The 26,351-nt window shown below is 69.5% G+C and carries 27 protein-coding genes, 1 tRNA gene and 1 pseudogene; 21 read left to right on the top strand and 8 right to left on the bottom strand.

Annotation, left to right across the window (positions count from 1 at the left end; genetic code table 11):
* The first annotated feature begins 73 nt into the window (after positions 1-73).
* The 11 genes and pseudogenes from mrf to ACWEPG_RS07555 all read left to right on the top strand — a co-directional run.
* Positions 74-1,327: a ribosome hibernation factor-recruiting GTPase MRF gene (gene mrf / locus ACWEPG_RS07605; RefSeq protein WP_450113271.1), complete on the top strand. Its 1,254-nt coding sequence runs from the start codon at positions 74-76 to the stop codon at positions 1,325-1,327.
* Positions 1,324-1,584: a type B 50S ribosomal protein L31 gene (locus ACWEPG_RS07600; RefSeq protein ID WP_450113270.1), complete on the top strand. Its 261-nt coding sequence runs from the start codon at positions 1,324-1,326 to the stop codon at positions 1,582-1,584. The genes mrf and ACWEPG_RS07600 overlap by 4 nt, the downstream gene beginning before the upstream one ends.
* Before the next feature lie 25 nt (positions 1,585-1,609).
* Positions 1,610-1,783 (top strand): 50S ribosomal protein L32, encoded by a 174-nt coding sequence (rpmF, locus tag ACWEPG_RS07595; protein WP_450113269.1) that lies wholly within the window; start codon positions 1,610-1,612, stop codon positions 1,781-1,783.
* 140 nt (positions 1,784-1,923) lie between these two features.
* Positions 1,924-3,384, top strand: coding sequence for a D-serine/D-alanine/glycine transporter (cycA, locus tag ACWEPG_RS07590; protein ID WP_450113268.1), 1,461 nt, complete (start codon positions 1,924-1,926; stop codon positions 3,382-3,384).
* 51 nt (positions 3,385-3,435) lie between these two features.
* Positions 3,436-4,047, top strand: a complete 612-nt coding sequence (locus ACWEPG_RS07585) for a trimeric intracellular cation channel family protein (protein WP_450113267.1) — start codon at positions 3,436-3,438, stop codon at positions 4,045-4,047.
* Positions 4,048-4,120: 73 nt separating this feature from the next.
* Positions 4,121-4,807 carry a response regulator transcription factor gene (locus ACWEPG_RS07580; protein ID WP_450113266.1) on the top strand — a complete coding sequence of 229 codons (687 nt, stop codon included), beginning with the start codon at positions 4,121-4,123 and terminating at the stop codon, positions 4,805-4,807.
* Positions 4,807-6,276: an ATP-binding protein gene (locus ACWEPG_RS07575; RefSeq protein ID WP_450113265.1), complete on the top strand. Its 1,470-nt coding sequence runs from the start codon at positions 4,807-4,809 to the stop codon at positions 6,274-6,276. The genes ACWEPG_RS07580 and ACWEPG_RS07575 overlap by 1 nt, the downstream gene beginning before the upstream one ends.
* A 106-nt stretch (positions 6,277-6,382) precedes the next feature.
* A complete protein-coding gene (locus ACWEPG_RS07570) occupies positions 6,383-7,915 on the top strand; it encodes a trypsin-like peptidase domain-containing protein (RefSeq protein ID WP_452594176.1) in 1,533 nt (510 codons plus the stop codon).
* Between the two features lie 71 nt (positions 7,916-7,986).
* Positions 7,987-8,484: a MogA/MoaB family molybdenum cofactor biosynthesis protein gene (locus ACWEPG_RS07565; protein ID WP_450113263.1), complete on the top strand. Its 498-nt coding sequence runs from the start codon at positions 7,987-7,989 to the stop codon at positions 8,482-8,484.
* Positions 8,481-8,672: a hypothetical protein gene (locus ACWEPG_RS07560; protein ID WP_450113262.1), complete on the top strand. Its 192-nt coding sequence runs from the start codon at positions 8,481-8,483 to the stop codon at positions 8,670-8,672. Before ACWEPG_RS07565 ends, ACWEPG_RS07560 begins: the two co-directional genes overlap by 4 nt.
* A 65-nt stretch (positions 8,673-8,737) precedes the next feature.
* Positions 8,738-8,827, top strand: a pseudogene (locus tag ACWEPG_RS07555) (MspA family porin); the annotation flags it as partial.
* Between the two features lie 93 nt (positions 8,828-8,920).
* Here the strand turns inward: ACWEPG_RS07555 and mscL (ACWEPG_RS07550) are convergent.
* From mscL (ACWEPG_RS07550) to ACWEPG_RS07530, 5 genes are all read right to left on the bottom strand, one after another.
* Positions 8,921-9,313 carry a large conductance mechanosensitive channel protein MscL gene (mscL, locus tag ACWEPG_RS07550; protein WP_450113261.1) on the bottom strand — a complete coding sequence of 131 codons (393 nt, stop codon included), beginning with the start codon at positions 9,311-9,313 and terminating at the stop codon, positions 8,921-8,923.
* Between the two features lie 194 nt (positions 9,314-9,507).
* Positions 9,508-9,897 (bottom strand): large conductance mechanosensitive channel protein MscL, encoded by a 390-nt coding sequence (gene mscL, locus ACWEPG_RS07545; protein WP_450113260.1) that lies wholly within the window; start codon positions 9,895-9,897, stop codon positions 9,508-9,510.
* A 120-nt stretch (positions 9,898-10,017) separates the two neighbouring features.
* Complete coding sequence (locus tag ACWEPG_RS07540) at positions 10,018-10,686, bottom strand: SAF domain-containing protein (protein ID WP_450113259.1); 669 nt, start codon at positions 10,684-10,686, stop codon at positions 10,018-10,020.
* Between the two features lie 87 nt (positions 10,687-10,773).
* Entirely contained in the window at positions 10,774-11,070 is a 297-nt protein-coding gene (locus ACWEPG_RS07535; protein ID WP_450113258.1) for an FmdB family zinc ribbon protein, read from the bottom strand.
* 97 nt (positions 11,071-11,167) lie between these two features.
* Positions 11,168-11,767 (bottom strand): 5-formyltetrahydrofolate cyclo-ligase, encoded by a 600-nt coding sequence (locus tag ACWEPG_RS07530; RefSeq protein WP_452594175.1) that lies wholly within the window; start codon positions 11,765-11,767, stop codon positions 11,168-11,170.
* 75 nt (positions 11,768-11,842) lie between these two features.
* On the opposite strand from ACWEPG_RS07530, the gene ACWEPG_RS07525 reads away from it, so the two are divergent.
* The 7 genes from ACWEPG_RS07525 (at position 11,843) to ACWEPG_RS07495 (ending at position 19,704) form a co-directional block, all read left to right on the top strand.
* A complete protein-coding gene (locus tag ACWEPG_RS07525; protein WP_450113256.1) occupies positions 11,843-12,763 on the top strand; it encodes a UTP--glucose-1-phosphate uridylyltransferase in 921 nt (306 codons plus the stop codon).
* Between the two features lie 23 nt (positions 12,764-12,786).
* The gene (gene glp, locus ACWEPG_RS07520) at positions 12,787-14,046 is read left to right on the top strand and encodes a molybdotransferase-like divisome protein Glp (RefSeq protein WP_450113255.1); all 1,260 of its coding nucleotides are present in this window, start codon (positions 12,787-12,789) and stop codon (positions 14,044-14,046) included.
* A 4-nt stretch (positions 14,047-14,050) separates the two neighbouring features.
* Positions 14,051-14,707: a GNAT family N-acetyltransferase gene (locus ACWEPG_RS07515; RefSeq protein ID WP_450113254.1), complete on the top strand. Its 657-nt coding sequence runs from the start codon at positions 14,051-14,053 to the stop codon at positions 14,705-14,707.
* A gap of 195 nt (positions 14,708-14,902) precedes the next feature.
* Complete coding sequence (gene sepX, locus ACWEPG_RS07510) at positions 14,903-15,718, top strand: divisome protein SepX/GlpR (RefSeq protein ID WP_450113253.1); 816 nt, start codon at positions 14,903-14,905, stop codon at positions 15,716-15,718.
* A 99-nt stretch (positions 15,719-15,817) separates the two neighbouring features.
* A tRNA-Ala gene (locus ACWEPG_RS07505) sits at positions 15,818-15,893 on the top strand.
* A gap of 294 nt (positions 15,894-16,187) precedes the next feature.
* A complete protein-coding gene (locus tag ACWEPG_RS07500; protein WP_452594174.1) occupies positions 16,188-18,209 on the top strand; it encodes an Ig-like domain-containing protein in 2,022 nt (673 codons plus the stop codon).
* 61 nt (positions 18,210-18,270) lie between these two features.
* Entirely contained in the window at positions 18,271-19,704 is a 1,434-nt protein-coding gene (locus ACWEPG_RS07495) for an Ig-like domain-containing protein (protein WP_452594173.1), read from the top strand.
* 65 nt (positions 19,705-19,769) lie between these two features.
* On the opposite strand, the gene ACWEPG_RS07490 is transcribed toward ACWEPG_RS07495, so the two are convergent.
* Positions 19,770-21,539, bottom strand: a complete 1,770-nt coding sequence (locus ACWEPG_RS07490) for an AMP-dependent synthetase/ligase (RefSeq protein ID WP_450113250.1) — start codon at positions 21,537-21,539, stop codon at positions 19,770-19,772.
* A 134-nt stretch (positions 21,540-21,673) separates the two neighbouring features.
* Between ACWEPG_RS07490 and ACWEPG_RS07485 the strand changes: the two genes are divergently transcribed.
* The 3 genes from ACWEPG_RS07485 to ACWEPG_RS07475 all read left to right on the top strand — a co-directional run bounded on the left by ACWEPG_RS07485 (position 21,674) and on the right by ACWEPG_RS07475 (position 24,397).
* A complete protein-coding gene (locus ACWEPG_RS07485; protein ID WP_450113249.1) occupies positions 21,674-21,829 on the top strand; it encodes a hypothetical protein in 156 nt (51 codons plus the stop codon).
* A gap of 105 nt (positions 21,830-21,934) precedes the next feature.
* Positions 21,935-22,771 carry an SDR family oxidoreductase gene (locus ACWEPG_RS07480; protein ID WP_450113248.1) on the top strand — a complete coding sequence of 279 codons (837 nt, stop codon included), beginning with the start codon at positions 21,935-21,937 and terminating at the stop codon, positions 22,769-22,771.
* Between the two features lie 228 nt (positions 22,772-22,999).
* The gene (locus ACWEPG_RS07475) at positions 23,000-24,397 is read left to right on the top strand and encodes an Ig-like domain-containing protein (RefSeq protein ID WP_450113247.1); all 1,398 of its coding nucleotides are present in this window, start codon (positions 23,000-23,002) and stop codon (positions 24,395-24,397) included.
* Positions 24,398-24,459: 62 nt separating this feature from the next.
* Here the strand turns inward: ACWEPG_RS07475 and ACWEPG_RS07470 are convergent, their stop codons facing one another.
* A complete protein-coding gene (locus ACWEPG_RS07470) occupies positions 24,460-25,155 on the bottom strand; it encodes an ABC transporter ATP-binding protein (RefSeq protein WP_450113246.1) in 696 nt (231 codons plus the stop codon).
* A 24-nt stretch (positions 25,156-25,179) separates the two neighbouring features.
* Positions 25,180-26,247 (bottom strand): ABC transporter permease, encoded by a 1,068-nt coding sequence (locus ACWEPG_RS07465; RefSeq protein ID WP_452594172.1) that lies wholly within the window; start codon positions 26,245-26,247, stop codon positions 25,180-25,182.
* Between the last annotated feature and the right edge of the window lie 104 nt (positions 26,248-26,351).

Genomic DNA, 26,351 nt, shown 5'->3' with positions numbered 1-26,351 from the left:
GTTTTCGACAAATGCCGCCTGGGACGGTACCGTTCCTTCACTGAAATGACAATCGTTGTCGAAAGGAGTGATAGTGACCGACCGCCGAACCCCGGTCGTCCTCGTCGCCGGCTGGGCCGACACCGAGGCCACTGCGGCGAGCCTGCTGACCGCCGAAACCGTCCTCGTCCACCACGACCTCGACCACCTGCGGGAGGGTGTGGTCCGGCGCACCGTCACCGGCTCGGACGGGGTGGTCGACACCACGCTGCTCGAACTCGCCCACGGCTGCGTCAGCTGCACCCTGCGGGAGGACCTCGTGCCCCTGCTGCGGCGACTGCACGCGCGCGGCTCGGTGCGCCGGATCGTGCTGCAGCTCGATCGCACACTCGAACCGGAGGCGGTGTGCGAGGCGATCGAGCACGTCCACGTGGGCGGGGTGATCGGGCAACTCGACGGTCCGGCATCCCGCGACGTCCGCATCGAGGCGGTGCTGACCTGCGTGGACGCGGCGACCTGGCTCGACGACGCGACTGGTGACGACGACCTCGCGGACCGCGGTCTCGCCACCACCGCCGACGACGACCGCACCGTCGCGCAGGTCGTGGTCGGGCAGGTCGCCTGCGCCGACGCCCTGGTTGTCGCCGGACGCGGTGCGGACGGGTGGAGCCAGGCCCGGCTGCACGCCGTCCTGACCCGACTGGCCCCGACCGCGCCGATCGACTGGATCGGCGACGACCTCGCGCCGGACGGCGACCGCGTGCTCGCGCGGGTGCCCTCCGATGCCCGGCGCGGAGCCGTCGGGGGCGCGCACGAGCCGTTGCTGCGTGGCCAGCCGCCGCTGGCCACCGACTGCGGCGTCACCCTCGTCGAGTTCACCGCGGACCGGCCGTTTCACCCGGAACGCCTGCACGAGGCGGTCGACGTACTGCTCGACGGTGTCGTCACCGCGCGCGGCCGCATGTGGCTGGCGACCCAGCCCGAGCACGTGCTGTGGCTCGAATCCGCCGGTGGCGGCCTCCGCGTCGGCCGGGCCGGACGCTGGCTCGCCGCGATGAGCACCGATGAGCAGTCCGGTGCGGACGCGACGCGCCGTGCACTGGCCGCGCTGCGCTGGGACACCCGGCACGGCGACCGTCACACCTCCCTCGTGGTGCTGGTCCACGACACCGATCCGCGCGCCGTCGACCGGGCGCTGCGTCACGCGGTGCTCACCGATGCCGAGTTCGGGCGCGAGCACGCCTGGCCCACCTGGCCGGACCCATTCGGCGACTGGCACGCCGAGCCCTGCGACGAGGGCCGATCCGACACCCGTTTCCAGCAGGCACACCGAGAGGACAAGGCATGAAGACATCGACGCACCCCGACTACCGCCCCGTCGTCTTCCAGGACGGCAGCACCGGCACGAGGTTCCTGACCCGGTCCACCGCCTCCGCTGAGCGGACCACGGTGTGGGAGGACGGCAACACCTATCCGCTGATCGTCGTCGACGTCACCAGCGCGTCACACCCGTTCTGGACCGGTTCGGCCCGCGTCGTCGACAGTGCCGGGCAGGTGGAGAAGTTCGAACGCCGCTACGGATCGCGCCGCCCGCAGGAGCGCTGACCACCCACAACGAGGAGGCACAACCATGGCAGCACCGAAGCGACGCATGTCGCGGTCGAACACCCGCAGCCGGCGCGCCCGGTGGAAGGCGCAGGCCCCGGACCTGGTCGACGTGACCGTCGGCGGCGTCACGCACCGGGTGCCGAGACGGCTGGTCCGGGCGGTGCGGCTCGGCCTGTACGACCCCGCGCGGAGGTGATACCCGACCGGTCGGTGCCCGGGCGCCGACCGGTCGTTCGCTACGATAACTACCGCCTGACGTCGTCCAACGCGCTCGGGCCCGACGTCCGCCGACGTCCAACGCATTCATTCACGGCGCCGCCGTGGCGAGGAGCATCCGTGTCCGAAGACACCCAGATCACCCGTGCGACAGAGCAGCAGCCGGGCCTGTCCCGGCAGCTGACCAACCGGCACATCCAGCTGATGGCGATCGGCGGCGCGATCGGGACCGGCCTGTTCATGGGCTCGGGCAAGACCATCTCGCTGGCCGGACCGTCGGTGCTGTTCGTCTACATGATCATCGGCACGATGCTGTTCTTCGTCATGCGGGCGATGGGTGAGCTGCTGCTGTCGAACACCGGCTACCGCTCGTTCGCCGACTTCGCCGGCGACCTGCTCGGGCCGTGGGCCGGGTTCTTCACCGGCTGGACCTACTGGTTCTGCTGGATCGTCACCGGCATCGCCGACGTCATCGCGATCGCAGGCTACGTCTCCTACTGGTGGGGCTCGCTGCCGTTGTGGATTCCCGCACTGGTCTCCGTCGCGCTGCTGATCGGGCTGAACCTGCCGACCGTCAAGGCGTTCGGCGAGACCGAGTTCTGGTTCGCGCTGATCAAGATCGTCGCGATCGTCGCCCTGATCGTGGTCGGCCTGGCGATGGTGCTCACCCACTTCATCGCGCCGAACGGGGCCGAGTCGTCCTTCGCGAACATGTGGAACGACGGCGGCTTCTTCCCGACCGGGCCGATGGGCTTCGTCGCCGGATTCCAGATCGCGACCTTCGCGTTCGTCGGGATCGAACTGGTCGGCACCGCCGCCGCCGAGACCAAGGACCCGGAGAAGAACCTGCCGAAGGCGATCAACTCGATCCCGATCCGCGTGATGCTGTTCTACGTCGTCGCGCTCGCGGTGATCATCTCGGTCACCCCGTGGCGGGAGATCAGCGCCGACCGCAGCCCCTTCGTCGCGATGTTCGGCCTCGCCGGCCTCGGCATCGCCGCGTCCGTCGTCAACTTCGTGGTGCTCACCTCGGCCACCTCGTCGGCGAACTCCGGCATCTACTCGACGTCCCGGATGGTCTACGGCCTCGCCCGCAACGGCGACGCGCCGTCGGCGTTCGCGCGGCTGACCAAACGGAGGGTGCCCGCCAACGCGCTGTACCTGTCGGGTGTGTTCCTGCTGTCCGGCGTGGTGATGGTCGCGGTCGGCGACTCGATCATCGGCGCATTCACCATCGTGACCACCATCTCGTCGCTGTGCTTCATGTTCGTGTGGTCGATGATCCTGATCAGCTACATCGTCTACCGTCGGCGCCGGCCCGAGCTGCACGAGCGATCCACCTTCAAGATGCCGGGCGGCGTCGCGATGTGCTACGTGGTGCTCGCGTTCTTTGCGTTCCTGGTGTGGGCGTTCACCCAGAAGTCCGACACCCTGCAGGCACTGCTCGTGACCCCGGTCTGGTTCGCGGTGCTCGGCCTCGTGTGGGCGGTGCTGCGGCGCCGGCCGGTGCAGACGGCGAGGGCCGCGGCGTTCGAGGCCACGAGGGTCGCGCCGATCGATACCGACACGCACGGACGCTGACGCGTTCCCCCGCCGCGGCTGGGCAAGATGAGACCGACGGGAGGGTGACGCGTGCTGCTGAAGGTGCTCGAGCTGGTCGGGGTGATCGCGTTCGCGGCCTCCGGTGCGCTGGTCGCGGTCACCAAACGCCTCGACTTCTTCGGGGTGTGCCTGATCGGCGTGTTCACCGCGATCGGTGGCGGTGTGCTGCGCGACGTCCTGCTCGGCATCACCCCGCCGACCTCGCTGAACACCTGGAAGTACTTCACCACCGCGCTGGTCACCTCGGTGGTGGTGTTCTTCGCGCACGCCGCCGTGCGCCGGCTGCGCCGCGAAATCCTCGTGCTCGACGCGGTCGGGATGGGACTGTTCGCAAGTAGCGGGGCGACGATCGCCCTCGACGTCGGCGCGAGCAGTCAGGCCGCGATGCTGATCGGCGCCACCACCGCGATCGGGGGCGGTGTGCTGCGCGACATCCTGGTCAACGAGATGCCGCTGCTGCTGCACCGTGACCTGTACGCGATCCCGGCGCTGATCGGTTCGACCGTGGTGGTCGCGTGCGCGGCGCTGGGGCTGACGGCCAACGCGGGCCTGGTGATCGGCACGGTGTCGGCGTCGGTGCTGCGATTGCTCGCGCTGTGGCGCAAATGGAACCTGCCCGGGCCGCGGCACGTGGACGACTGAGGGACACCGACTTGAGCGACACGGCTCAGCCGCCTCTCAGCGCGATCTCAGTTGCCGGGTAGAAACTATGGTCATGCGCATCCTGGTGGTCGACGACGACCGAGCCGTGCGGGACTCCCTCCGCCGATCCCTGACCTTCAACGGGTACACCGTCGACCTCGCGGTGGACGGGTTGAACGCGCTGGAGCAGGTCGCCGCGGCGCGACCCGACGCCGTGGTGCTCGACGTGATGATGCCGCGTCTCGACGGACTGGAGGTGTGCCGGCGCCTGCGCAGCGCCGGTGACGACCTGCCGATCCTGGTGCTCACAGCCCGGGATTCGGTGTCCGAGCGGGTTGCCGGACTCGACGCGGGCGCCGACGACTACCTGCCGAAGCCGTTCGCGCTCGAGGAACTTCTCGCGCGGCTGCGGGCGCTGCTGCGGAGGGCGGTGCCGGACGTCGGCGAGGATTCGGAGGCGCTCACGTTCGAGGACCTGACCCTCGATCCGGTCACCCGCGAGGTCGACCGGGGCGGTCGCTCGATCAGCCTGACCCGCACCGAGTTCTCGCTGCTGGAGATGCTGATGGCGAATCCGCGCCGGGTGCTCTCGCGCAGCCGGATCCTCGAGGAGGTGTGGGGATACGACTTCCCGACCTCCGGCAACGCCCTGGAGGTGTACGTCGGCTACCTGCGTCGCAAGACGGAGGCGGACGGCGAGCCGCGGCTGATCCACACGGTCCGCGGTGTCGGTTACGTGCTGCGGGAGACGCCGCCGTGATGGCTGCCCCGTTCGGCCGCTCGGCCACGAATTCGTCCGTACCGCACGAGATTCCCGAGATGCGGCCGCCGATGCCGCTGACTCGGTCCGTCTCGCTGCGGTGGCGGGTGACGCTGCTCGCCGCGTCGGTGGTCGCGATCGCGGTCGCCGTGATGGCGATCGCGGCGTACGCCGTCGTCTCCCGCGCGCTGTACAACGACGTCGACTCGCAGCTGCGCAGCCGGTCGACGACGCTGATCGCCAACAACTTCGACGCCCTCGACGTTCGGACCATCTCGCTGGCGACGGTGTACTCCAACGACATCAGTGTCGCGCTCATCTTCCCGGACCTGAAGGTGTACATGCCGCCGGGCTCGAACGCGCCCATCGGTGAGGCCGAGATGTCCGTTGCCCGAGGTGAACACGACTCGACGCTGCGCACGTTCGCCGGTCAGCGGGTGTTCGCCCAGCGGACCAATCTCGGGTCGACCCTGGTGATCGCGCAGCGGCTCGCGCCGACCGGAGAGGTGCTCGAGCGGCTCGCGTGGGTGCTGTTCGTCGTTGGCGGGTGCGGTGTCGGCCTGGCTGCCCTAGCGGGAATGGCCGTGGGGCGCACCGGGTTGCGACCCGTCGCGCGGCTGACCGCGGCGACCGAACAGATCGCCCGTACCGACGAGCTGACGCCGATCCCGGTTACCGGTAACGACGAGCTCGCCCGGCTCACCGTCTCGTTCAACACGATGCTCCGGGCCCTGGCGGAGTCCCGCGACCGGCAGAGCCGGCTGGTCGCCGACGCCGGCCACGAGCTGCGCACCCCGCTGACGTCGCTGCGCACCAACATGGAGCTGCTGATCGCGGCCGGTCGACCGGGCGCCCCGCAGATCCCGGACCAGGACATGGCCGATCTGCGTGCCGACGTGATGGCGCAGATCGAGGAGCTGTCCACGCTGGTGGGTGACCTCGTCGACCTGGCCCGCGAGGACGCACCCGAGACGGTGCACGAGCGAATCGATCTGGCGGACACCGTCGAACGCTCGCTGGAGCGGGTACGTCGCCGCCGCAACGAGGTGGACTTCGAGGCAGAGGTCGTGCCGTGGTTCGTCCACGGCGACGGTGCCGGGCTGGCCCGGGCGGTCCTCAACGTGCTCGACAACGCGGCCAAGTGGAGCCCTCCGGGTGCCGAGGTGCGGGTGCGGATGCGGGTGCTGGACGACGGGCATCTCGCGTTGACCGTCGACGACGCCGGGCCCGGAATTCCCGAGGAGGACCGGCAGCTGGTGTTCGAGCGGTTCTACCGGTCCACCGAGGCCCGGTCGATGCCCGGCTCGGGGCTCGGGTTGGCGATCGTTCGCCAGGTCGTCGTCAAGCACGGCGGCACCGTCGAGGCCGGCGCATCCGATCGCGGTGGTGCGCTGATCACCATCGTCCTGCCCGGCGAGGCGCCGGCCGAGCGCGTCGACCGTGTGGGCAGCAAGGTCTCGGCAAACTGAAAGCGCAGTCTCAGGTCCCTCTAAGCCCGACCCGACAGGCTGGAGTCAACGAGATCGCATCGCAGTCGCACCCACAGGTGCGCAGGGGAGAACGGACCACACAACGATGACCGAGGATCGCAGCGGCCGGAGCGACTCCGGACAGGAGAACTCGCCCTGGGCTCAGAACCAGCCCGCCACCCCGAACCAGCCGCCAAGCAGCGAGCAGCCGACGTCCCAGTACCCGGCTGGCGAGAACCCGACCTCGCGGTACCCGGCGGGGGAGCAGCCGACCGCCCAGTACCCGGTGGGTGGCAACCCGACGTCGCAGTACCCCAGCGGCGACCACCCGACGTCGCAGTACCCCAGCGGCGACCACCCGACGTCGCAGTACCCGACCGGCGACCACCCGACCGCCCAGTACCCGACCGCGGCGCAGCACTACCAGCGGCCCGGCTACGGACAGGCCCCGTACGGCTCCTACCAGCCGCAGGGCGCGACGCAGGCCACCGACTCGCAGGCCGCCGGGCAGTTCCCGGCCGCCACCAAGCCGAAGTCGGGTCGCGCCGCGCTGGCGGCGGGCGCGATCGCGTTGGCGCTGGTCAGTGGTGGCGTCGGCGGTGCCGTAGGTGCCTGGACCCAGAGCGGGAACAGCTCCGGGACGGTGACGAACTCGCTCGACGCCCCGCGCACGAACGCCACCCAGACCGCGAACGCCCCGGCCGGCACGGTCCAGGCGGTCGCCCAGAAGGTGCTGCCGAGCGTGGTTCAGATCCAGGTCGCGGGCGCCCGCGCCGAGGGTGAGGGATCGGGCATCGTGCTCTCCTCCGACGGCCTGATCCTGACCAACAACCACGTCGCGACCGGTGCCGGTGCCGACGGCAAGCTCACCGTCGCGTTCTCGGACGGTACGACCGCGACCGCGAAGCTCGTCGGGGCCGACCCGATGTCGGACATCGCGGTGGTCAAGGTGGAGGGCCGCACCGACCTGACCCCGATCGAGCTCGGCACATCCGCGGACGTGCAGGTCGGGCAGCCGGTCGTGGCGATCGGTTCCCCGCTCGGCCTGGCGGGAACGGTCACCAGCGGAATCGTGTCCGCGCTCAACCGCCCGGTGTCGACGAGCGGTGAGTCCGGCAACCAGAACACGGTGATCGACGCCATCCAGACCGACGCGGCGATCAACCCCGGCAACTCGGGCGGTGCGCTGGTGAACATGGAGGGCAAGCTGGTCGGCGTCAACACCGCGATCGCCACCCTCGGCGGGGACGCGGCGGCCGGCCAGCAGGGCGGGTCGATCGGCCTCGGCTTCGCGATCCCGGTGGACCAGGCCCGGCGGGTCGCCGACGAACTGGTCAAGACCGGCAAGGCGACCCAGGCGATCATCGGGGTGTCGGTGTCCTCGCGGGACGTCACCAACGGTGCCGCGGTGCAGGACGTCACGGCAGGCGGTCCCGCCGAGCAGGCGGGCATCCCGCGCGGCGTGGTGATCACCCGGGTCGACGACCGTGTCGTCAACAGCGGAGACGCCCTGATCGCGGCCATTCGCTCGCACGCGCCCGGCGACAAGGTCCAGATCACCTACACCGATCCCAATGGGGGCAACGCGAAGACCGTCGAGGTCACCCTCGCTGCCGCACCCACCCAGGGTGGCCGTTGATGCCGACCCGACCGGCGTGGTTTGACCGGCACCCGGAGCCGGTGCGCGCCCGTACCACTACCGTAGGAGTCATGGACATCGAAGCCCCGCTGGCCGGCCGCGCACTCGTGGTGATCGTCGACGACCGAACCGCTCACGGTGACGGAGTGGATTCGACGGGACCACTGGTCACCGAGCTGCTCACCGAGGCCGGATTCTTCGTCGACGCGGTGGTCGCGGTCGCCGCGGACGAGGTCGAGATCCGCAACGCACTCAACACGGCGGTCATCGGCGGCGTGGACCTGGTCATCTCCGTCGGCGGCACCGGGGTGTCACCCCGCGATGTCACCCCCGACGCCACCGTTGCGGTGCTGGACCGGGAGATTCCCGGGATCAGCGAGGCGCTGCGGTCCTCCGGTCTGGCCGCCGGTGCGCTCGACGCCGGCCTCTCGCGCGGAGTCGTCGGGGTGTCGGGCAGTACCCTGGTGGCGAACCTGGCGTCGTCCCGCGCTGCCGTTCGCGACGGGATGGCGACCCTGACGCCGCTCGCCAGTGCCGTGATCGGCGAGCTGTCCCGAATCGAGGAATGACGAACACCGACGACGCACGAGGCGCGCACCCCAGCCGGGACCCGAAAGTTCGGGCCCGGCTGGCGCGCATCTTCGGAGAAGTGCTGCCCGAGACCACCCGCGACGAGCGGTCCGATTCCGACGGGGCCGGAGCCGAGGCGTCCACGGACGAGTGGCTGCGTCGCCAGGTCCCTCCACATCACGGTTGACGCCTCCTTCGTCGACTGGCGGCGCGCCCGCGTTGCCAGGCGGTCGCTGATCGGCCGGCCACGCCCAGTCTCGTTCGTTCGTCCAGGTAACGGTGGACACGGATACGGTCTCGGGCAGTGTCACCCCGTGGGGACAGCCGTTCAGCATCGGGTGAGCCGGAACCGCTTCCCCCGACACGACTGAAAAGAGTTGGGGCCGTGACGAAAGCGTCACGGCCCCAACTCTTTCCGATTCGGTGTGCGGACCGTCAGTCGACGGAGCGCTCGACCGGGCGCTCGGAGAGCAGGTCGCGGATCTCGGTGAGGAGTTCGATGTCCGTCGCGGTCTTCTCCTCCTTGGTCATGAACCGTTCCTTGGCGTGGTTGTACGGCACGATGAGGATGAAGTAGACGACCGCGGCGATGATCACGAAGTTGATGGCGGCGCTGATCACGGCGCCGATGTTGACGAAGGTCTCCGGGCTGTCGGTGATCTGGAATCCGAAGCCCATGTCTGCGCTGCCGACGGACGCGACGAGCGGGTTGACGATGTTGTCCGTGAAAGAGGTCACGATGGCCGTGAAGGCCGCGCCGACGACGACCGCGACCGCGAGGTCGAGCACGTTGCCTTTGAGCAGGAAATCCTTGAAGCCTTTGAGCATGCCTGGTCCTCGCTTCGATTGGGTACGGGGGCTCGGATCTTTCAAATGCTAAGGACAACCGTTACCCACTGGCAAAACGGACACGCGGTAATTTCCGGTGTGAGACCCGTGTGTGGGAGTCGCTGGGATCCCGGATGCCGAGCAGGGGCCGAGCCGAATCCGACGCGGCCGGTGCTCCGTCGGCGGCGGTGCGGTCAGGCCCGTTCGATGCGGCGATCGGCGAGGAGATCGCGGATCTCGGTGAGCAGTTCGATGTCCGTCGCGGTCTTCTCCTCCTTGGTCATGAACCGTTCCTTGGCGTGGTTGTACGGCACGATGAGGACGAAGTAGACGACCGCGGCGATGATCACGAAGTTGATGGCGGCGCTGATCACGGCGCCGATGTTGACGAAAGTCTCTGGGCTGTCGGTGATCTGGAATCCGAAGCCCATTTCCTGACTGCCGCCGAGTGCGGCGATGAGAGGCTCGATGAGGTTGGCGGTGAAAGCGGTCACGATGGCGGTGAACGCGGTGCCGACGACGACCGCGACCGCGAGGTCGAGCACGTTGCCTTTGAGCAGGAAATCCTTGAAGCCCTTGAGCATGGCCAGTCCTCGTTTCGATTCGATTCGATCTGACAAGGGAATCGGACACCCAAGATGCTAGGGACTGTCCGGGAAGGGCGGCAACCGCACGAACACGGACCGGCAGGCGCGCTGTGACGGTCACCGCAGTGTGACGGTCAGCGCACCGGTGAGGGATGCCGCTGCCACCGCGGTCGCGGTGGCCTCGGGAAGTGCCGCGAGAACCACCGGCGCGGGCGCCGACCGTCCACCGTCCCGCTGTCCCACCAGGACCACCGTCGCGGCGGAGGCGAGCACGCGCGGTGCGGCACCGCCCTCGGGGTCGACGGCGAGGATGTCGACGCGGTCTCCGGCCCGCAACAGTCCGGCGACCTCGGAGTCGTCGATCCGCAGGGGCACGATCCGGGCATCGGGTCCGGCGGTGCCCTCGGCCAGGCGGGAGCCGAGCAGGCGGACGTCGGTCAGCGCCTCCCCGGACCGGGCGGGGCCGGCCAGGGTGTGCCCGAGGGCGTCGTCGAGGCCCCGGAGCGCGCCGCCCGGGACGGCGGCGGCGGGCAGGGCGGCCAGTCGCAGATCGGATTCGTGAAGGACGGCACCCGGGCTCAGGTCGTGGGCCGCCGTCACGACCTCGACGCGGTCGTCGCCGGGATGATCGCGCACCGCCAGCAGCAGGGCCAGCACGGTCAGTGCGCCGGCGAGCACCCGGCGGGCGAGCGCGGTGCGGGTCCAGTCGGGGCGGATGAGCCGCGCGAACCTGTCGACCGGCGTGGGGGACAGGACGTCGCGGAGCCGCTCGAAGTCGCGGGTCATGTGCTCACGCTAGGGTGGGCACGACCGCGCAGGGCTGCTCCCGGACCCGTCCTGTGGAGGGATCCGGGGGCTGTGGAGAAACGAGAACTAGCTGGTGGTGGCGCTGGCGGCGGGGGCCGGGGTGCTCGACGAGGACGACGAGGACGACGACGAGGAATCGGACGTCGACGTGCTCGACTTGGCCGGCTCGCTGGCGGTGCTGCCGCCGCCGCGGCTGTCGGTGCGGTAGAAGCCGCTGCCCTTGAACACGATGCCCACCGAGTTGAACAGCTTGCGCAGCTTCCCGTTGCACTCGTTGCAGACGGTCAGGGTGTCGTCGGTGAACGACTGCACGATGTCGAAGCGGTTGTCGCATTCGGTGCAGGCATAGGAGTAGGTGGGCACTGCAGGTTCCTCCGCGCGGGTACTCGAAGCCTGGGCAAGTGATACCGCAGGCACTGGCACTTTACAGTCCTGAGTGCCAACGCCGGTAATCCGCTGCCTATTCCGCCGCCCCGAGCAGGCGCAGCCCGCCGGCCGGCGTCAACACCGCCTGCATCCGGATGTCGTGCGGATCCTCCGGCAGTTCGTCCACCAGTTCGTCATCGCGAACGACGGCGACGAGCCGGGTGCCCGTCCCGTCTCCGGCGGCCGCGAGCGACAGCGTGCGGTCGTAGAACCCCGCGCCGCGCCCGAGCCGCACCCCGCGGCGGTCCACCGCCAGGGCGGGGACAAGCAGCAGCGCGGCCTCGGCGACGGTCTCGGGCGGCAGGTACGGCGGCGCGGGTTCCCTCAGCCCGAAGGGAGCCGGGACCAGGGCGTCCACGCCGAGGTAGGTGGCCCACCGCAGGGGGCCCGGCTCGTGTGCGACCGGCAGGAGAACCCGGCCGACGAGGGCGGCCAGGGCGTCGAGCATCGCCGTCGAACCCGGCTCGCGCCCCACAGGCACGTATGCGCAGACCGTCGCGTCCGGCCCGAGCTGTGCACCGAGACCGGCGACAGCGGCGGCGATCGCGTTGTCCTCGCCGGCCTTCACCCCGGGAGCCACGTCACGACGACGGGCCAGGATCTCCGTGCGCCACTGCGTCTTCGTCACCGGCACGGGCCGACTGTCCGACTTCTCATACCGGTAACCCTAAGAGCCCGGGCCGAGAGTCGGCACGGATAGGGTGTGCCCATGACAGACACCGGCACCAACACGAACAGGGCCTTCCGCACCGCGGTGGTCCCAGCGGCGGGACTCGGTACCCGATTCCTGCCCGCGACGAAGACGGTGCCGAAGGAACTGCTGCCGGTCGTCGACACTCCCGGAATCGAACTCGTCGCCGGCGAGGCGGCCGATTCGGGCGCCAGCCGACTGGTCATCGTCACCTCCGAGGGCAAGGACGGGGTCGTCGCGCATTTCGTCGAGGACCTGGTGCTGGAGAGCAAGCTCGAGGCCAGCGGCAAGTCACACCTGCTCGAGAAGGTGCGCAAGGCGCAGGGCCTGCTGAAGGTGGAGTCGGTCGTGCAGGACGAGCCGCTCGGGCTCGGCCACGCGGTGGCGTGTGCGGAGTCCGTCCTCGACGACGACGAGGACGCCATCGCGGTGCTGCTGCCGGACGATCTGGTGATGCCGCGTGGCGTGCTCGAGACCATGGCCCGGGTCCGGGCCAAGCGTGGGGGCAGTGTCCTGTGCGCGATCGACGTCCCGAAGGACCAGGTCGGCGCCTACGGGGTGTTCGAGGTCGAGGAGCTCCCGGACGCGGTCAACCCGGATGTGCTCAAGGTGACCGGCATGGTCGAGAAGCCGAAGCCGGAGGACGCCCCGTCGACCTTCGCCGCAGCCGGCCGCTACCTGCTCGACCGTGCCGTCTTCGACGCGCTGCGGCGGATCACACCGGGCCAGGGTGGGGAGCTGCAGCTGACCGACGCGATCGCGTTGCTGATCGCGGAGGGGCATCCCGTGCACGTGGTGGTGCACCGGGGTGGGAGACACGACCTCGGAAATCCCGGCGGCTACCTGCGCGCTGCGGTTGACTTTGCGCTCGACAGCGAAGAATACGGTCCGTCGCTGCGTGAGTGGCTCGTCGAGAGACTGCAGCAGACGGAGCGGTAGTGGGGTCGGGAGGCAGCGTCTACATGCGCTCGGTTGAGGAGCAGCAGGCCAGGGTGACCGCCGCCGCAGTCGCACCCCGTCCCGTGCGGGTCGCCATCTCCGAGGCACAGGGGTTGCTGTGCGCGGAGGAAGTGGTTGCCGAGCGCCCCCTTCCCGGTTTCGACCAGGCCGCGATCGACGGCTACGCGGTCCGCAGTGTGGACGTGTCCGCGGCCGGTGGCGGGCACGTCGGTGACGACGGTGAACCGATCGAGGTCGTGCTGCCCGTCGTCGGCGAGGTGAGTGCGGGGTCGCGCCAGCCCACTCGGCTGCAGCCGCGGCAGGCGGTCCGCGTGGACACCGGCGCGCCGATGCCGACCCTCGCGGACGCCGTGCTTCCGCTCGATCGCACGGACGGAAACCAGAACCGGGTGCGGGTGCTGCGGCCGGTGCGATCCGGCGACTACGTGCGCCGCGTCGGCGACGACGTGCAGCCCGGTGACGTCGCGGTCCGAGCGGGCACCATCATCGGTGCCGCGCAGGTCGGCCTGCTCGCCGCGGTCGGTCGCGACAAGGTGCTCGTGCATCCGCGGCCCCGGCTGTCGGTGATCAGCGTCGGCGGCGAACTCGTCGACGTCGACCGCACGCCGGGTCCCGGTCAGGTGTACGACGTGAACTCGTACGCGCTGGCGGCCGCCGCCCGCGACGCGGGAGCGGACGTGAACCGGGTCGGTATCGCCGGCACCGACCTGCGGCGGCTGCGGGAGGTCGTCGAGGGCCAGTTGATTCGCTCGGAGATCGTGGTCATCGCGGGTGCGGTGGGTGGCGGTGCCTCCGACCAGGTCCGGGAGGCGCTGCGTGAACTCGGCGACCTCGAGGTCGAGCGGGTCGCGATGCATCCGGGATCCGTGCAGGGCTTCGGTCAGCTCGGGCGCGACGAGGTCCCGACCTTCCTGTTGCCGTCCAACCCGGTGAGCGCACTGGTGGTGTTCGAGGTGATGGTGCGGCCGCTGATCCGCATCGCGCTCGGACGCAGGCAGCCGATGCGCCGGGTGGTCACCGCCCGGACCGTCGCACCGATCACGTCGATCGAGGACCGCAAGGGATTCCTGCGGGGGCAGTTGATGCGCGACGAGACGAGCGGCGAATATCTGGTCCAGGCGCTCGGCGGGGCCCCCGGCTCGTCCTCGCACCTGCTGGCGACCCTCGCGGAGGCGAACTGCCTGGTGCTGGTCGATCCGGAAGTGACCGACATCCGTACCGGCGACCGCGTGGACGTCGCCTTCCTCGCTCAGCGGGGCTGACCCGGTGTCGACGGCCCTGCGCCGGTACACCGTTCATCCCGGGTGGCCGGCCCGACTCGGCCCGCTCGTGGTGCCCGCGGGACAGGTCACCCTCCGACCCATCCGGTTGCGGGACGCGGCGACGTGGAGCCGGCTGCGGATCCGGGACGAGGACCACCTGCGGCCCTGGGAGCCGACCGGTGAGGGGCCGTGGGACGCCCGGCACCACATCGGGAACTGGCCCGGCCTGTGTTCGTCGCTGCGGGCGGAGGCCCGGAAGGGCCGGATGCTGCCGATGGTCATCGAGCTCGACGGGCGGTTCTGCGGCCAACTGACGATCGGCAACATCGTGCGAGGCGCATTGCGGTCGGCGTGGATCGGCTACTGGGTGTCGAAGGAGGACGGTGGTCGCGGTGTGGCGACCGCGGCACTCGCCCTCGGGCTCGACCACGGCTTCGGTCCCGTCGGACTGCATCGCATCGAGGCGACCGTCCGTCCGGAGAACCTGCCCAGCCGGGCGGTGCTCCGCAATGTCGGCTTCCGGGAGGAAGGCCTGCTGGAGCGGTATCTGGACGTGGACGGTCAGTGGCGTGACCACCTCCTGGTGGGGATGACCGTCGAGGAGGTCGAGGCGACCGTCGCGGATCGACTGGTCCGGGCGGGCCGGGCGTCGTGGGGCTGAAAGTAGCCCTGGCTACATATCCGTTACCCGGGGTGCGCCAATGCGGCAGCAGTGACTAATGTGGCATATGAGAAAGCTGAGTCGGCGCGTCTGCGGGGAACAGCGCGCCGACGCAACTAGCCTGAGTGGACCAACCGGGTCGAATACGCAGGTGACAGCTGTGCTGGCAGCCGACAGGGAGGGAGGTCGCCCGACATGCCGAACTCGCTGGTCGTCGTCGCGCTGGTGGCGATGTGGCTGTTCGTGCTGCTTCCGATGCAGGCCAAGCGCCGTCCCCGGATCCGGCAAACCACAGACGCGGCACTCGCCACTCGCGTACTCGATCGCGAACAACACGCCCGTCAGAACCGGCGCGGCCCGGCGAGCGGGCACCGGAGCGATCCGAACTGGCGCCCAGACCCCAATCGCCCGATGCACGCGGAGGACTGGATGGAAGCGCACGCTCGAGCAGACGTGGACCACCACAACCTCGACTACGACGACCCCGACCTGGGAGACGCCGAGTACGCCGACGAGGACGACCGGGAGGTGCCGCGGTACGACGACGGTGGCTCGGTTCCGTACCGCCGGGGACGCGGCGGCTTCGATCCCGAGGCCGATGCCATCGCCCGCGCGACCCGCTACGCCTTCCGGCAGCGGGCGGTTCTCGGGTTGGTGCTCGCCGCGATCATGGCGGCGGCACTGGCCCTGATCATCTCCCCGGCCCTGTGGTGGGCCTGTGTGGCCGCGGTCCTCGGTCTGGGCGGGTATCTCGCGTACCTGCGTCGCCAGGTCCAGATCGAGCAGGAGATCCGGCTCCGCCGGATGGCTCGGCTGACTCGTTCCCGGCTCGGCGTGGAATCGCACGACGACGAGGAACTGCGGCTGGTGCCGTCCCGCCTGCGCCGTCCCGGTGCGGTGGTGCTCGAGGTCGACGACGAGGACCCGGTCTTCGATCACCTCGACCATCACGATCCGCACTTCGAAGAGGACGAGGGCCCGCAGGACGTGCGCCGGGTGGTCGGTCAGTAGCCGCGCAGGGTCCGCCGGAAACGGCGCCGACCAGCCGATTTCATGGTTGGCGGATGGGCCTGTTAGAGTTGCCGGGCACTCCTTCGGAGGGCAAGGATTGGGGCTGTGGCGCAGTTGGTAGCGCGCTTCGTTCGCATCGAAGAGGTCAGGGGTTCGATTCCCCTCAGCTCCACCAGTTGGACACGAAAGGCGTCACCCGCACCGCGGGTGACGCCTTTCGTGCATCCGGCCCGTGTGGTAATTGCTGCCAGATAGCTCGTTTGGTGAAACATCGGTCGCTCCCCGTTTTTCGTGTGTCGGACGTTCGTCCATGTTCTCCTCCGAAACGCCTCTGAACTGACGAACAGTGTGATCTACTCCTCTCCGACTTTGTGCCCGCGAGGCCACATGCCGAGGTAACTGGCGCACCGAGACAGGAGTACGACGGGCCCGACGACCCTCCGGTCGCGGTCCGCCGTGGAGGAAACGCATGTCAGATGTGAACATTCGCCGTTTCGTCGGTGGGGTCAGCGCGTTTGCGGTGGCTGCCGGCTTCGCCGTGACGGCCGGTGCCGGCGCCGCGGGTGCGGCGCCCGCGACTGTCGACTGGTGGGATGGCAGCAGTCATTTCACGCGGACGATCAGTGATGCGAATCCGGCTGAGGGCGACGTGATCACGTCGTCGACGAAGTTCGAGCGCAAGGCGTTGACCGTGCTCGAGATCCTCTATCAGGTGAAGGACGTGCACCCGACGTGCCTGACCTATGTCGAGGGTTCGGCGAAGGTCGATGGTTCGCCGCGTGCGCTGGACAGTCAGGCCGCGGACTTCGCGAAGGTTGCCGGTAGCTGGACGGTGTACCCGAACATCGATCCGAAGTCGCACACGTTCGAGTTCTCGTACAAGGTCGGGCCGGACTGCGCGCGCGGCGTGCCGTTGATGACGACGATGCACTATGCGGGCAGCCTTGGTGAGGGTGTCTACCAGGACAAGGGGCCGGCGATCACGGTCCGTAAGAATGTTTCCACGACCACGTTGGCGGCGGTGTCGGGGGCGCAGGTCGGTCAGGCGGTGAGCCTGTCGGCGTCGGTGACCGGTGGGGCGAACGGTGACACCGTCGAGTTCTACGACGGCGGTACCAAGGTTGGTACCGGCACGTTGAACAACGGTGTCGCGACCTACAACTGGACCCCGACCGCGGGCGGTGCGCACTCGCTGACTGCGAAGTTCCTCGGCAACGCGCGCACCGACGGCTCGACCTCGGCCGCGCAGAACGTCACCGCCACCGTGCCCGACGCGTCCACCACGACCACCGTCTCCGGTCCCGCGACCGTTGTCGACGGGCAGTCCGTCACGCTGACCGCCCAGGTTGCGCCGACCCCGACGGGGGGCACGGTCCAGTTCAAGGACGGTGCCACCGAGCTCGGGGCCGCGGTCGCGGTCGGTGCGGACGGCAAGGCGTCTGTCACCGTGCCGTCGCTGAGCGCTGGAGCCCACCAGATCACCGCGGTCTACACCGGAGCGACCGGGTTCACCGGTTCGACGTCCGCACCGTTCACCGTGACGGTGTCGGTCCCGGACGAGGCCACGACCACCACCCTGACCGCGCCGGCAACGGCCACCGAGGGTCAGGCCGTCACGCTGACCGCCCAGGTCGCGCCGACCCCGGCCGGCGGCACGGTCCAGTTCAAGGACGGTGACACCAACATCGGTGCGGCCGAGCCCGTCGGATCCGACGGCACCGCGTCGATCAGCCGGGCACTGTCTCTGGGTGCCCATCAGCTGACCGCTGTGTACTCGGGTGCGCCCGGGTTCATCGCCTCGGTGTCCGAGGCTCGTACCTTGACCGTGTCGGCCGTCGTCCCGACGGACAAGGCCACCACCACGACGCTGAACGTCCCCGGTAGCGCGAAGACCGGGCAGGCCGTTCACCTCTACGCGACGGTCGCGGGCCCGGACAGTGCCCCGATCGGATCCGTCGGCACCGTGGAGCTCACCGTCGACGGCCAGGTGCTCGCGCCCGTGAACGTCGTCGCCGGCGTCGCCGATGTCACCCACACCTTCGCCACGCCGGGCGTCAAGAGCGTCAAGGCGCGGTTCACCGGCGGCACCGGCTTCACGGCGTCGACGGCGGCGGACGCGTCCATCACGGTCAGTGATCCGGATCCGTCCGACGTCGCGACCAGCACGGCGCTGACCGTCCCCGCGACCGCCGTCAAGGGCGCCGCGGTGGACCTCGTTGCGACCGTCACCCCGAGCCCGGCCGGAGGCACCGTCCAGTTCTTCGACGGGACCGCACCGATCGGCGGCCCGGTCGTGGTGACCGATGGCAAGGCGACCCTGTCGCACGCGTTCGCGCTCACCGGGGGCCGCGAGATCGTCGCGGTCTACAGCGGTGCGCAGGGCCACCTGGGCTCCACCTCCGCGGCGGCCACGGTGACGGTGTCCGATCCGGGCACCGATCCCGGCACCGATCCGGGCACCGGATCGCTCGACAACATCTTCGGCTCCTGAGCCGGTTCCGACACAGTCCAGAGCAGACGGGCCGTCCCGGCTCATCCTTGAGAGGAACAGCATGTCCGACAAGAACATTCGCCGCGTCGTCGGTGGGGTCAGCGCGTTTGCGGTGGCTGCCGGCTTCGCCGTGACGGCCGGTGCCGGCGCCGCGGGTGCGGCGCCCGCGACTGTCGACTGGTGGGATGGCAGCAGTCATTTCACGCGGACGATCAGTGATGCGAATCCGGCTGAGGGCGACGTGATCACGTCGTCGACGAAGTTCGAGCGCAAGGCGTTGACCGTGCTCGAGATCCTCTATCAGGTGAAGGACGTGCACCCGACGTGCCTGACCTATGTCGAGGGTTCGGCGAAGGTCGATGGTTCGCCGCGTGCGCTGGACAGTCAGGCCGCGGACTTCGCGAAGGTTGCCGGTAGCTGGACGGTGTACCCGAACATCGATCCGAAGTCGCACACGTTCGAGTTCTCGTACAAGGTCGGGCCGGACTGCGCGCGCGGCGTGCCGTTGATGACGACGATGCACTATGCGGGCAGCCTTGGTGAGGGTGTCTACCAGGACAAGGGGCCGGCGATCACGGTCCGTAAGAATGTTTCCACGACCACGTTGGCGGCGGTGTCGGGGGCGCAGGTCGGTCAGGCGGTGAGCCTGTCGGCGTCGGTGACCGGTGGGGCGAACGGTGACACCGTCGAGTTCTACGACGGCGGTACCAAGGTTGGTACCGGCACGTTGAACAACGGTGTCGCGACCTACAACTGGACCCCGGGCAACCGGGGCTCGCACTCCCTCGTCGCGAAGTTCCCGGCCACCGCGAAGGCGGACGCGTCGGAGTCGGCCGCGCAGAGCGTGCAGGTCTCCGACTCCGACGTCGCGTCGTCGACGGCTCTGGCCGCGGTCACCGGCGCACAGGTGGGCAGCCCGAGTGTGCTGAAGGCGACGGTCACCCCGGCCGCAGCGGGTGGCACCGTGGTGTTCAAGGACGGCGGTGCCACCCTCGCCGAGGTCCCGGTCGCCGCGAACGGCGAGGCCGCCTACACCTGGGTGCCGTCGACCGCGGGCAGCCACGCGATCAGTGCGACCTTCTCGGGCCGAACCGGCGTGACCGGGTCGGCCGCGAACGCGACCGTCGACGTCGCGCAGGCGCCGGCGGGCAACGTCTCGTCCAGCACCGCCCTCGCGGTCGGTGCGAACCCGCAGGTCGGCGTGGCGAACATGCTCTCCGCGCAGGTCACCCCGGGCAATGCGGGCGGCACCGTCACCTTCAAGGACGGCGACACCGTGATCGGGACCGCGCAGGTCGACGCAAATGGCGCCGCCAGCCTGTCGTGGACCCCGGCGACCGCCGGCCAGCGCGTGATCAAGGCCGAATACTCGGGGGCGGGCAACGTGAACGCCTCCGCCGACTCGGAGTCCGTGCAGGTCGCGGCCGGCAACGGTGGTGGCGACGGCGGTGACGGCGGCTCCGGCAGCCTGGGCTCGCTGTTCGGTTCCAGCTAGTCCGCCGAAAACTCGGATCCCCGTCACCGTCCGCGGAGGCGGGGATCCGTGCTGTCCGGGGAGGGTCAGTGCGCCGTGTACAGGTCCTCGATCTGCCGGGCGTACTTCGCGTCGATCGGCTTGCGCCGCAACTTCATCGTGGGAGTCAACTCATCGCCCCCCGGCTCCCAGACGTCGGGCAGCAGGGCCCATTTCTTGACCTGTTCGACGTGCGACAGATGGGTGTTGGCGGCCTCGACGGCGCGCGCGATCTCGGCGCGCACCTCCGGGTCCTCGGCGAGCGCGCTCGGCGAGTCGTCGGTGCCCCCGGTGCGGATCGCGAACGCCGCCGCCATCTCGGGGTCGAGGGTGAGCAGCGCGGTCACATACGGCCGTTCGTTGCCGATGGCGACTGCTCCGGCGATCAGAGGGCTCGCCGCGTGCAGTGCGTCCTCGATCGCCGCGGGTGACACGTTCTTCCCTCCGGTCGTGACGAGCAGCTCCTTCTTGCGGTCGACGATCGTGACGTAACCGTCGGCGTCGATGGTCGCGATGTCGCCGGTGTGCAGCCAGCCGTCGGCATCGAGGGCCTCGGCGGTCTTCTCCGGTTCGCCGCGGTACCCGCGCATCACGGTCGGCCCGGAGACCAGGAGCTCGCCGTCGTCGGCCAGTTTCAGGGTCACGCCCGTCACCGCCTCGCCCACGGTCCCGATCCTGATCGAGCCGGGCCGGTTCGCGGCCCCCATCGCCGTGGTTTCCGACATCCCCCACAGCTCGTAGCACGGAATGCCGAGTCCGAGAATGAATGTCAGGACATCGGGCGAGATCGGCGCGGCCCCGGAGACGGCGAATCGCGCCTCGTCCATGCCGAGCCTTCGCCGGATCGGGGCGAGTACCAGCCGATCTGCGGCCGCGTGCTGCAGCTCCAATCGGTGGGGGATCGGGGTGCCTGCGGACCGCATGCGAGCGGTGCGCCTGCCGACGTCCAACGCCCACGTTGCCAGTCGCCGCCTGGCCGAGCTGGGCTCGGCGTCGAGCGCGGCCTCGACTCCGGCCTTGACCTTGTACCAGACCTGCGGGACCCCGAAGAAGATCGTGGGGCGCACCTTCGGCAGCGTCGTCACGATCTGTTTCGGATCGGCAAGGGTGGTCACCTCCTCCGCGAAGAAGATCGGGAGGTAGTGGGCCGCTCCGCGATTGCCGATGTGGGCGTCGGGCAGGTAGGACAGCACCCGGTCGTCCGAGGTCACATAGGCCACATCGGCGATCGCGTCGCGGAGCGCGACGGCGTTCGCGTGGGTGAGCTCCACGCCCTTCGGTGGCCCGGTGGTGCCGGAGGTGTAGATGATGGTGATCAGGTCGTCGGGGCGGACCGCGCGCCAGCTGGCCTCGAAGTCGAAGTCCGGGTCGGGGTTCGCCTCGAGCTCCGAGAGTCCGACAGTGCCGTCGGGGGCGTCGTCGACGCAGACGATGTGCTCGACCGCGGTTCCCGGCACGGCCTCGCGGAGCACCGGCAGGAACTGTCTTTCGCACACCATGACCCGGTTGCCCGCGTTGGTGAGCACGTAGGTCAGCTGCTCGGCGGCGAGGGTGTTGTAGACCGAGAAGGGGGTGCCGCCCGCGTGCAGAGTGGCGGTGTCGACCAGGTGGAACTCGGGTCGGTTGGTCATCATCAGGCCAACCGTGTCGCCGTGGCGGACACCCAGCTTCGCGAGGCCGGCGGCGATGGCGCGGACTCTCTCGGAGTACTGGTGCCAGGTGATCGCCACCTCGTCGTCGGGCGTGCGCAGTGCCACCTTGTCGGGGTGGCGGGCGGCCGTGTCCTGGAACGCCGCGCAGAGGGTGTCGAGGCTCATGGTGGATCCTCCTTAGATCGCGCGCCGGCGAACCCGGACAGACTTGTGACCCACGTCACCTCTCAGGATAACGCTGCGCGGTCTGCTGTTCCGGGTTGTTGGCCGGTGCTGGGAAACGGGGCACACTGGGTGACATGGATCACAGGATGTCGGACGACGAACTGCGCAGGGCGATCCGGATGTTGCGGGATCGCGCCGACTACGCCCGCGGTCACGACGACCCGGCCACGGCCGAGGAACTCGAACGGACGATCCGCGGCTACCAGGAGGAGATGGCGACCCGGTCTTGAGAGCGCTGCGGCGAGCGGCGGCCTCGGCCGCTCATATCGTGCTGCTCGTAGCGCCGTCCACGTAGAATCCGCCCCACTCGGATCGTCCGGACGGCAGGGGGCAGCGTGAAGGATCTCGGCGGCAAGAAGTGCCTCATCACCGGGGCGGGCAGCGGCATCGGTCGTGCGACGGCGCTGGCCTGTGCAGCCGAAGGCGCCCATCTGTTCCTCACCGACATCAATGAGTCCGGATTGTCCGAGACGGTTGCGCTGGTCACCGACCGAGGCGGCGTGGTGGCCGACTCGCGTGCGCTCGACGTGTCCGACTACGAGGCCGTCACCGAGTGGGCGAAGCAGGTCGACGCCGAGCACGGTGCCCTGGATGTCGTGATGAATGTTGCGGGCATCTCCGCCTGGGGCACCGTGGAGAATCTCGAACACCGGCACTGGAAGTCGATGGTCGACGTGAACCTGATGGGGCCGATCCACGTCATCGAGAACTTCGTCCCCCCGATGGTCCGAGCCGGTCGCGGCGGTCACCTCGTCAACGTCTCCTCGGCGGCGGGGCTGCTTGCGCTGCCGTGGCACGCCGCCTACAGCGCCAGCAAGTTCGGTCTGCGCGGGGTGTCGGAGGTGCTGCGTTTCGACCTGAAGCGGCACGGGATCGGGGTGTCCCTGGTCGTCCCCGGAGCGGTGCAGACACCGTTGGTCGGGACCGTCGAGATCGCGGGTGTGGACCGGGACGACCCGCGGGTGCGCAAGGCGGTGCACCGGTTCGAGAAGCGGGCGGCGTCGCCGGAGAAGGTCGCCCGGTGCATCGTGCGGGGGATCGAGAAGAACCGTTTCCTGGTGTACACGTCGGCGGACGTCCGCTTCGGCTACTGGTGGGCACGCAAGTTCGCCCCGCCGTACGAGTTCGTCATGCAGTTCGCCAACGACCAGTTCGGCAAATTCCTGCGTTAGCCTGCGGCAATCTTGAGCAGACCGAAAAGTCTGCTTGGTCGCGATCGGTCTGGATGGACGTCCGACCAACTTCGTCGAAACCGCCGTCGCCGGTGATCGAACCGTGATCTACTGCTCCCCGATTTCGGAGCATTTCGTCCATTCACGCGGTGGACGTCGGGCTCCGTTTGCCACAGTCGGGGGCTCATCTGGGTCGCCCACCGGTTCGGAAGGAATGACATGTCGGGGATGTCTGGACGCCGTGCGATCGCGACAGCGAGCGCGCTGGCCGTGGCCGCCGGATTCGCGGTGACGATGGGAGCGGGAGCGGCGGGAGCCGACCCCGCCACCGTGACGTGGTCGGATGGCGCGCTGAGCTTCAGTCGCACCGTGAGCAACGCGACGCCGGGTGAGGGCGAGGTGGTCACCGCGACCACGACGATCACCGGCGCCGGGAACACCGTCAGCTGGGTCGAGGACGTCCGGCCGACCTGCCTGAACTACAAGAACGACTCGGCCAAGGTGAACGGACTTCCGGTGGCGGTGTCGAGCCTCGGCGCCGGCACCGTCAGGGTCTCCGGCTCGTGGGACGCCACCACCGCGCAGACCTTCGAGTTCCAGTACACCGTCGGCGAGAACTGCACCCGCGAGGTCGCCCAGAACACCGGCGTCGCCTACGGCGGCACCACGGCATCCGGCGAATACCGCAACCAGGGCCCGGCATACACGGTCACGAAGAACGTCACCACCACCGAACTGAAGCCGGTCGGCGCACTGAAGGGCGGCGTGAAGTCGACGCTGACCGCGAACGTTCTCGGCGGCCGCAACGGCGACCTGGTCAAGTTCTACAAGGGCACCGACGAGGTCGGGACCGGCACGCTCAACGGCGGCGTCGCAACCTTCGACTGGACGCCGTCCAACACCGACGCGGGCACTTTCGACATCACCGCGAAGTTCCTGGCCACCGGCTACGCGCTCGAGTCGGTCTCGCCGGCGCAGTCCATCGCCATCGAGGCGGGCGACCAGAGCACCCAGACCACGTTGATCATCCCGACCACGTCGCTGATCAACACCGATGTGGCACTCCAGGCGCAGGTCTCGCCCTTCCCGGGCGCGGGCACGGTCACGTTCAAGAACGGCATGACGGTGCTCGGCACCGCCGACGTCGGTGCCGACGGCACTGCCGGCATCGTGCAGAACTTCAACGTCACCGGTGCCAAGTCCATCGTCGCGGTGTTCTCCGGCGCCCCCGGATTCACCGGTTCGACCTCGGCGGCGCAGACCATCACCGTCACCGCCCCCGGCGCCACCGATGTCGCGACCACTCTCACCCTGAACATCCCGGCGCAGGCGCAGAAGGGCCACTACCTCTTCCTGCGCTCGAGCGTCACGCCGAAGCCCACCGCGGGGACCGTGCAGTACTTCAGCGGTACCGAGCCGCTCGGCAACCCGGCGAACCTGTCCGACGGGCAAGCGCAGCAGAGCTACATGTTCAGCCAGAGCGGGACGTACGACATCCGAGCCGTCTACAGCGGTGCCCCCGGCTACCTCAGTTCCGAGAGCACGACGACGATCACCGTCACCGACGAGCCGGTGCCCGGCACCGGCGGCGGCAGCCTGGACCTGAACAGTCTCTTCGCTTCGTAGCGCATCATCGACCGCACACTCCCGCCCCGCCCCGGAACCTCCGAGGCGGGGCGGGAGTGCGTTCAGGCGGCTGCGGTCGTGGGACGGGTGCCGAGTGTCAGCGCCCCGCTGTGCATCTCGTACACATCGTCGACCAGGTCCAGCTGTCCGAGGTCGTGGGTGACCATCACGACCGCGACGCCCCGCTCGCGGGCAAGGGACGCCAGCAGTCCGACGATCTCCCGGCTCCTGGCCTCGTCCAACGCGGAGGTCGGCTCGTCGACGAGCAGTACGGACGGGTCGTTCATCAGACTGCGGGCGATCGCCACTCGCTGCCGCTGGCCGCCCGAGAGCTGGTGCGGCCGCTTGTCGAGGTGCCCGCCGAGCCCGAGGGTGGTCAGCAGGTCCCGGGCATGGTCCCGCTCACGCCGGACCCGGCCTCCGCTCAGGTGGGTCATCATCAGCAGCTGCTCCGTCGCGGACAGCGAGGCGAGCAGATTGGACTGCTGGAACACGAACCCGAGTCGTTCGCGGCGCACCGTCGTGCGTTCGGACCGGCCGAGCCCGGTGACGTCGACGCCGTCGATGCTGACGGTGCCCGAGTCGGGGGTGATCAACAGCCCGGCAACTGCGAGCAGGCTCGACTTGCCGGACCCCGACGGGCCGGTCACTGCGACCAGTTGTCCGCGGTCGACCGCGAAGGAGACGTCGTCGAGGGCGCGCAGTCTGGTCTCCCCGTCGGGGTAGGTCAGGACGGTGTTGCTGAGCGAGATGCTCATCGAGGGTTCCTTCCTTCGAGGGTGTCAGCGGGCCGCGCCGAGCGCGGTGAGGGGGTCGACCGAGACGATGCGGACCAGGGCGGCGGTGGCGCCGAGGGTGCCCAGAGCGATCAGGGCGAGGAATGGCAGCAGGGTACCGGTGACCGTCAGCGTGAACGGGACTGCCTGGGCGGCAAGGGTTCCCAATCCGACGGCGGCGGCGGTACCGAGGCCGGCGCCGAGGACCAGCACCACCAGGCCCTGCCCCAGCGCGTCGCGCAGGAGGTAACCGGTCGAGGCGCCGACGGCCTTGAGAACCGCGATGTCCTGAGCGCGCTGGATGGTCCAGATCGTGAAGAAGGCACCGACAACGAGGGCGCTGACGGCCAGCAGCATGGTCTGCATCAACAGCAGCGACCCGTGCTCCGAGCTGTAGCCGCCGATCGCGTCGAACGCACCGTCCACGTCGGTGATCACGGTTCCGGTGGCCGCTGCGGTGGCCGCGGCGTCGAACCCGCCGGAGGTCCGCAGCGCGAGGACGGTGCCCTCGCTGCCACCGGCGGTCGGCAGCGCCAGCCAGTCGTCGCGGTCGAACCAGGCCACGGGCTGGTGGCTGTAGTAGGAGTCGTCGACCAGTGCCGTGACGGTGAAGGGGCGCCCGCCCGCCTCGACGCGCTGCCCGACCGACCAGCCGTTGTCGTCGGCGAACGCCCGGTCGACCGCGATCGTGCCCGCGGTGAGCGGAACGGGCGCGGCGAACGAGGACCCGTCGACGCCGAACGCGCTGGCGCTGACGTCGCGGCCGTCGACCGTCATGCGGGTCGGGGCGATGCCGACGAGCGCGGCGTCGTCGACGCCGGGACGTGCGGCTGCGGCGTCGCGCTCGGCCGCGGTCACCCGGGAATCGGAGAACGACAGTGGCTGCCCCTCGGCGGGCTCCCCGAACGCGAAGTGGTCCGCGCCCATGTTCTGCACCGCGGCGATGGACTGGTTGCCCAGGCCCGCGGTCAGTCCCGACAGCATCACCACCATCAGCGAGATGAGGAACAGAACCGCGCTCATCAAGGCGAAGCGGCCCTTGGCGAACCTGAGGTCACGAATACTGAGGAACATGGCTTCCAGCGTCGTCGCCGAGGGCGGGTGCCGGCATCGCGCAACGGTTGAGTTTCGTGCTCAATCGAAAGTTGGAATCCGGCGGCTCCGGCCGCCCAGCGGCC

The organism is Rhodococcus sp. NPDC004095 (assembly GCF_053604015.1).
Note: the sequence above shows the minus strand (reverse complement) of the source record. Positions and strands in the feature narration are given on the sequence as shown.

What these genes read in the sequence shown, in the direction of transcription:
- ACWEPG_RS07600 (WP_450113270.1), top strand. Translation starts at nt 1,324, where the DNA reads ATGAAGACATCGACGCACCCCGACTACCGCCCCGTCGTCTTCCAGGAC.
- rpmF (WP_450113269.1), top strand. Translation starts at nt 1,610, where the DNA reads ATGGCAGCACCGAAGCGACGCATGTCGCGGTCGAACACCCGCAGCCGG.
- ACWEPG_RS07580 (WP_450113266.1), top strand. Translation starts at nt 4,121, where the DNA reads ATGCGCATCCTGGTGGTCGACGACGACCGAGCCGTGCGGGACTCCCTC.
- ACWEPG_RS07575 (WP_450113265.1), top strand. Translation starts at nt 4,807, where the DNA reads ATGGCTGCCCCGTTCGGCCGCTCGGCCACGAATTCGTCCGTACCGCAC.
- ACWEPG_RS07570 (WP_452594176.1), top strand. Translation starts at nt 6,383, where the DNA reads ATGACCGAGGATCGCAGCGGCCGGAGCGACTCCGGACAGGAGAACTCG.
- ACWEPG_RS07565 (WP_450113263.1), top strand. Translation starts at nt 7,987, where the DNA reads ATGGACATCGAAGCCCCGCTGGCCGGCCGCGCACTCGTGGTGATCGTC.
- ACWEPG_RS07560 (WP_450113262.1), top strand. Translation starts at nt 8,481, where the DNA reads ATGACGAACACCGACGACGCACGAGGCGCGCACCCCAGCCGGGACCCG.
- mscL (WP_450113261.1), bottom strand. Translation starts at nt 9,313, where the DNA reads ATGCTCAAAGGCTTCAAGGATTTCCTGCTCAAAGGCAACGTGCTCGAC.
- mscL (WP_450113260.1), bottom strand. Translation starts at nt 9,897, where the DNA reads ATGCTCAAGGGCTTCAAGGATTTCCTGCTCAAAGGCAACGTGCTCGAC.
- ACWEPG_RS07540 (WP_450113259.1), bottom strand. Translation starts at nt 10,686, where the DNA reads ATGACCCGCGACTTCGAGCGGCTCCGCGACGTCCTGTCCCCCACGCCG.
- ACWEPG_RS07525 (WP_450113256.1), top strand. Translation starts at nt 11,843, where the DNA reads ATGACAGACACCGGCACCAACACGAACAGGGCCTTCCGCACCGCGGTG.
- glp (WP_450113255.1), top strand. Translation starts at nt 12,787, where the DNA reads ATGCGCTCGGTTGAGGAGCAGCAGGCCAGGGTGACCGCCGCCGCAGTC.
- sepX (WP_450113253.1), top strand. Translation starts at nt 14,903, where the DNA reads ATGCCGAACTCGCTGGTCGTCGTCGCGCTGGTGGCGATGTGGCTGTTC.
- ACWEPG_RS07500 (WP_452594174.1), top strand. Translation starts at nt 16,188, where the DNA reads ATGTCAGATGTGAACATTCGCCGTTTCGTCGGTGGGGTCAGCGCGTTT.
- ACWEPG_RS07495 (WP_452594173.1), top strand. Translation starts at nt 18,271, where the DNA reads ATGTCCGACAAGAACATTCGCCGCGTCGTCGGTGGGGTCAGCGCGTTT.
- ACWEPG_RS07490 (WP_450113250.1), bottom strand. Translation starts at nt 21,539, where the DNA reads ATGAGCCTCGACACCCTCTGCGCGGCGTTCCAGGACACGGCCGCCCGC.
- ACWEPG_RS07485 (WP_450113249.1), top strand. Translation starts at nt 21,674, where the DNA reads ATGGATCACAGGATGTCGGACGACGAACTGCGCAGGGCGATCCGGATG.
- ACWEPG_RS07475 (WP_450113247.1), top strand. Translation starts at nt 23,000, where the DNA reads ATGTCTGGACGCCGTGCGATCGCGACAGCGAGCGCGCTGGCCGTGGCC.
- ACWEPG_RS07470 (WP_450113246.1), bottom strand. Translation starts at nt 25,155, where the DNA reads ATGAGCATCTCGCTCAGCAACACCGTCCTGACCTACCCCGACGGGGAG.
- ACWEPG_RS07465 (WP_452594172.1), bottom strand. Translation starts at nt 26,247, where the DNA reads ATGTTCCTCAGTATTCGTGACCTCAGGTTCGCCAAGGGCCGCTTCGCC.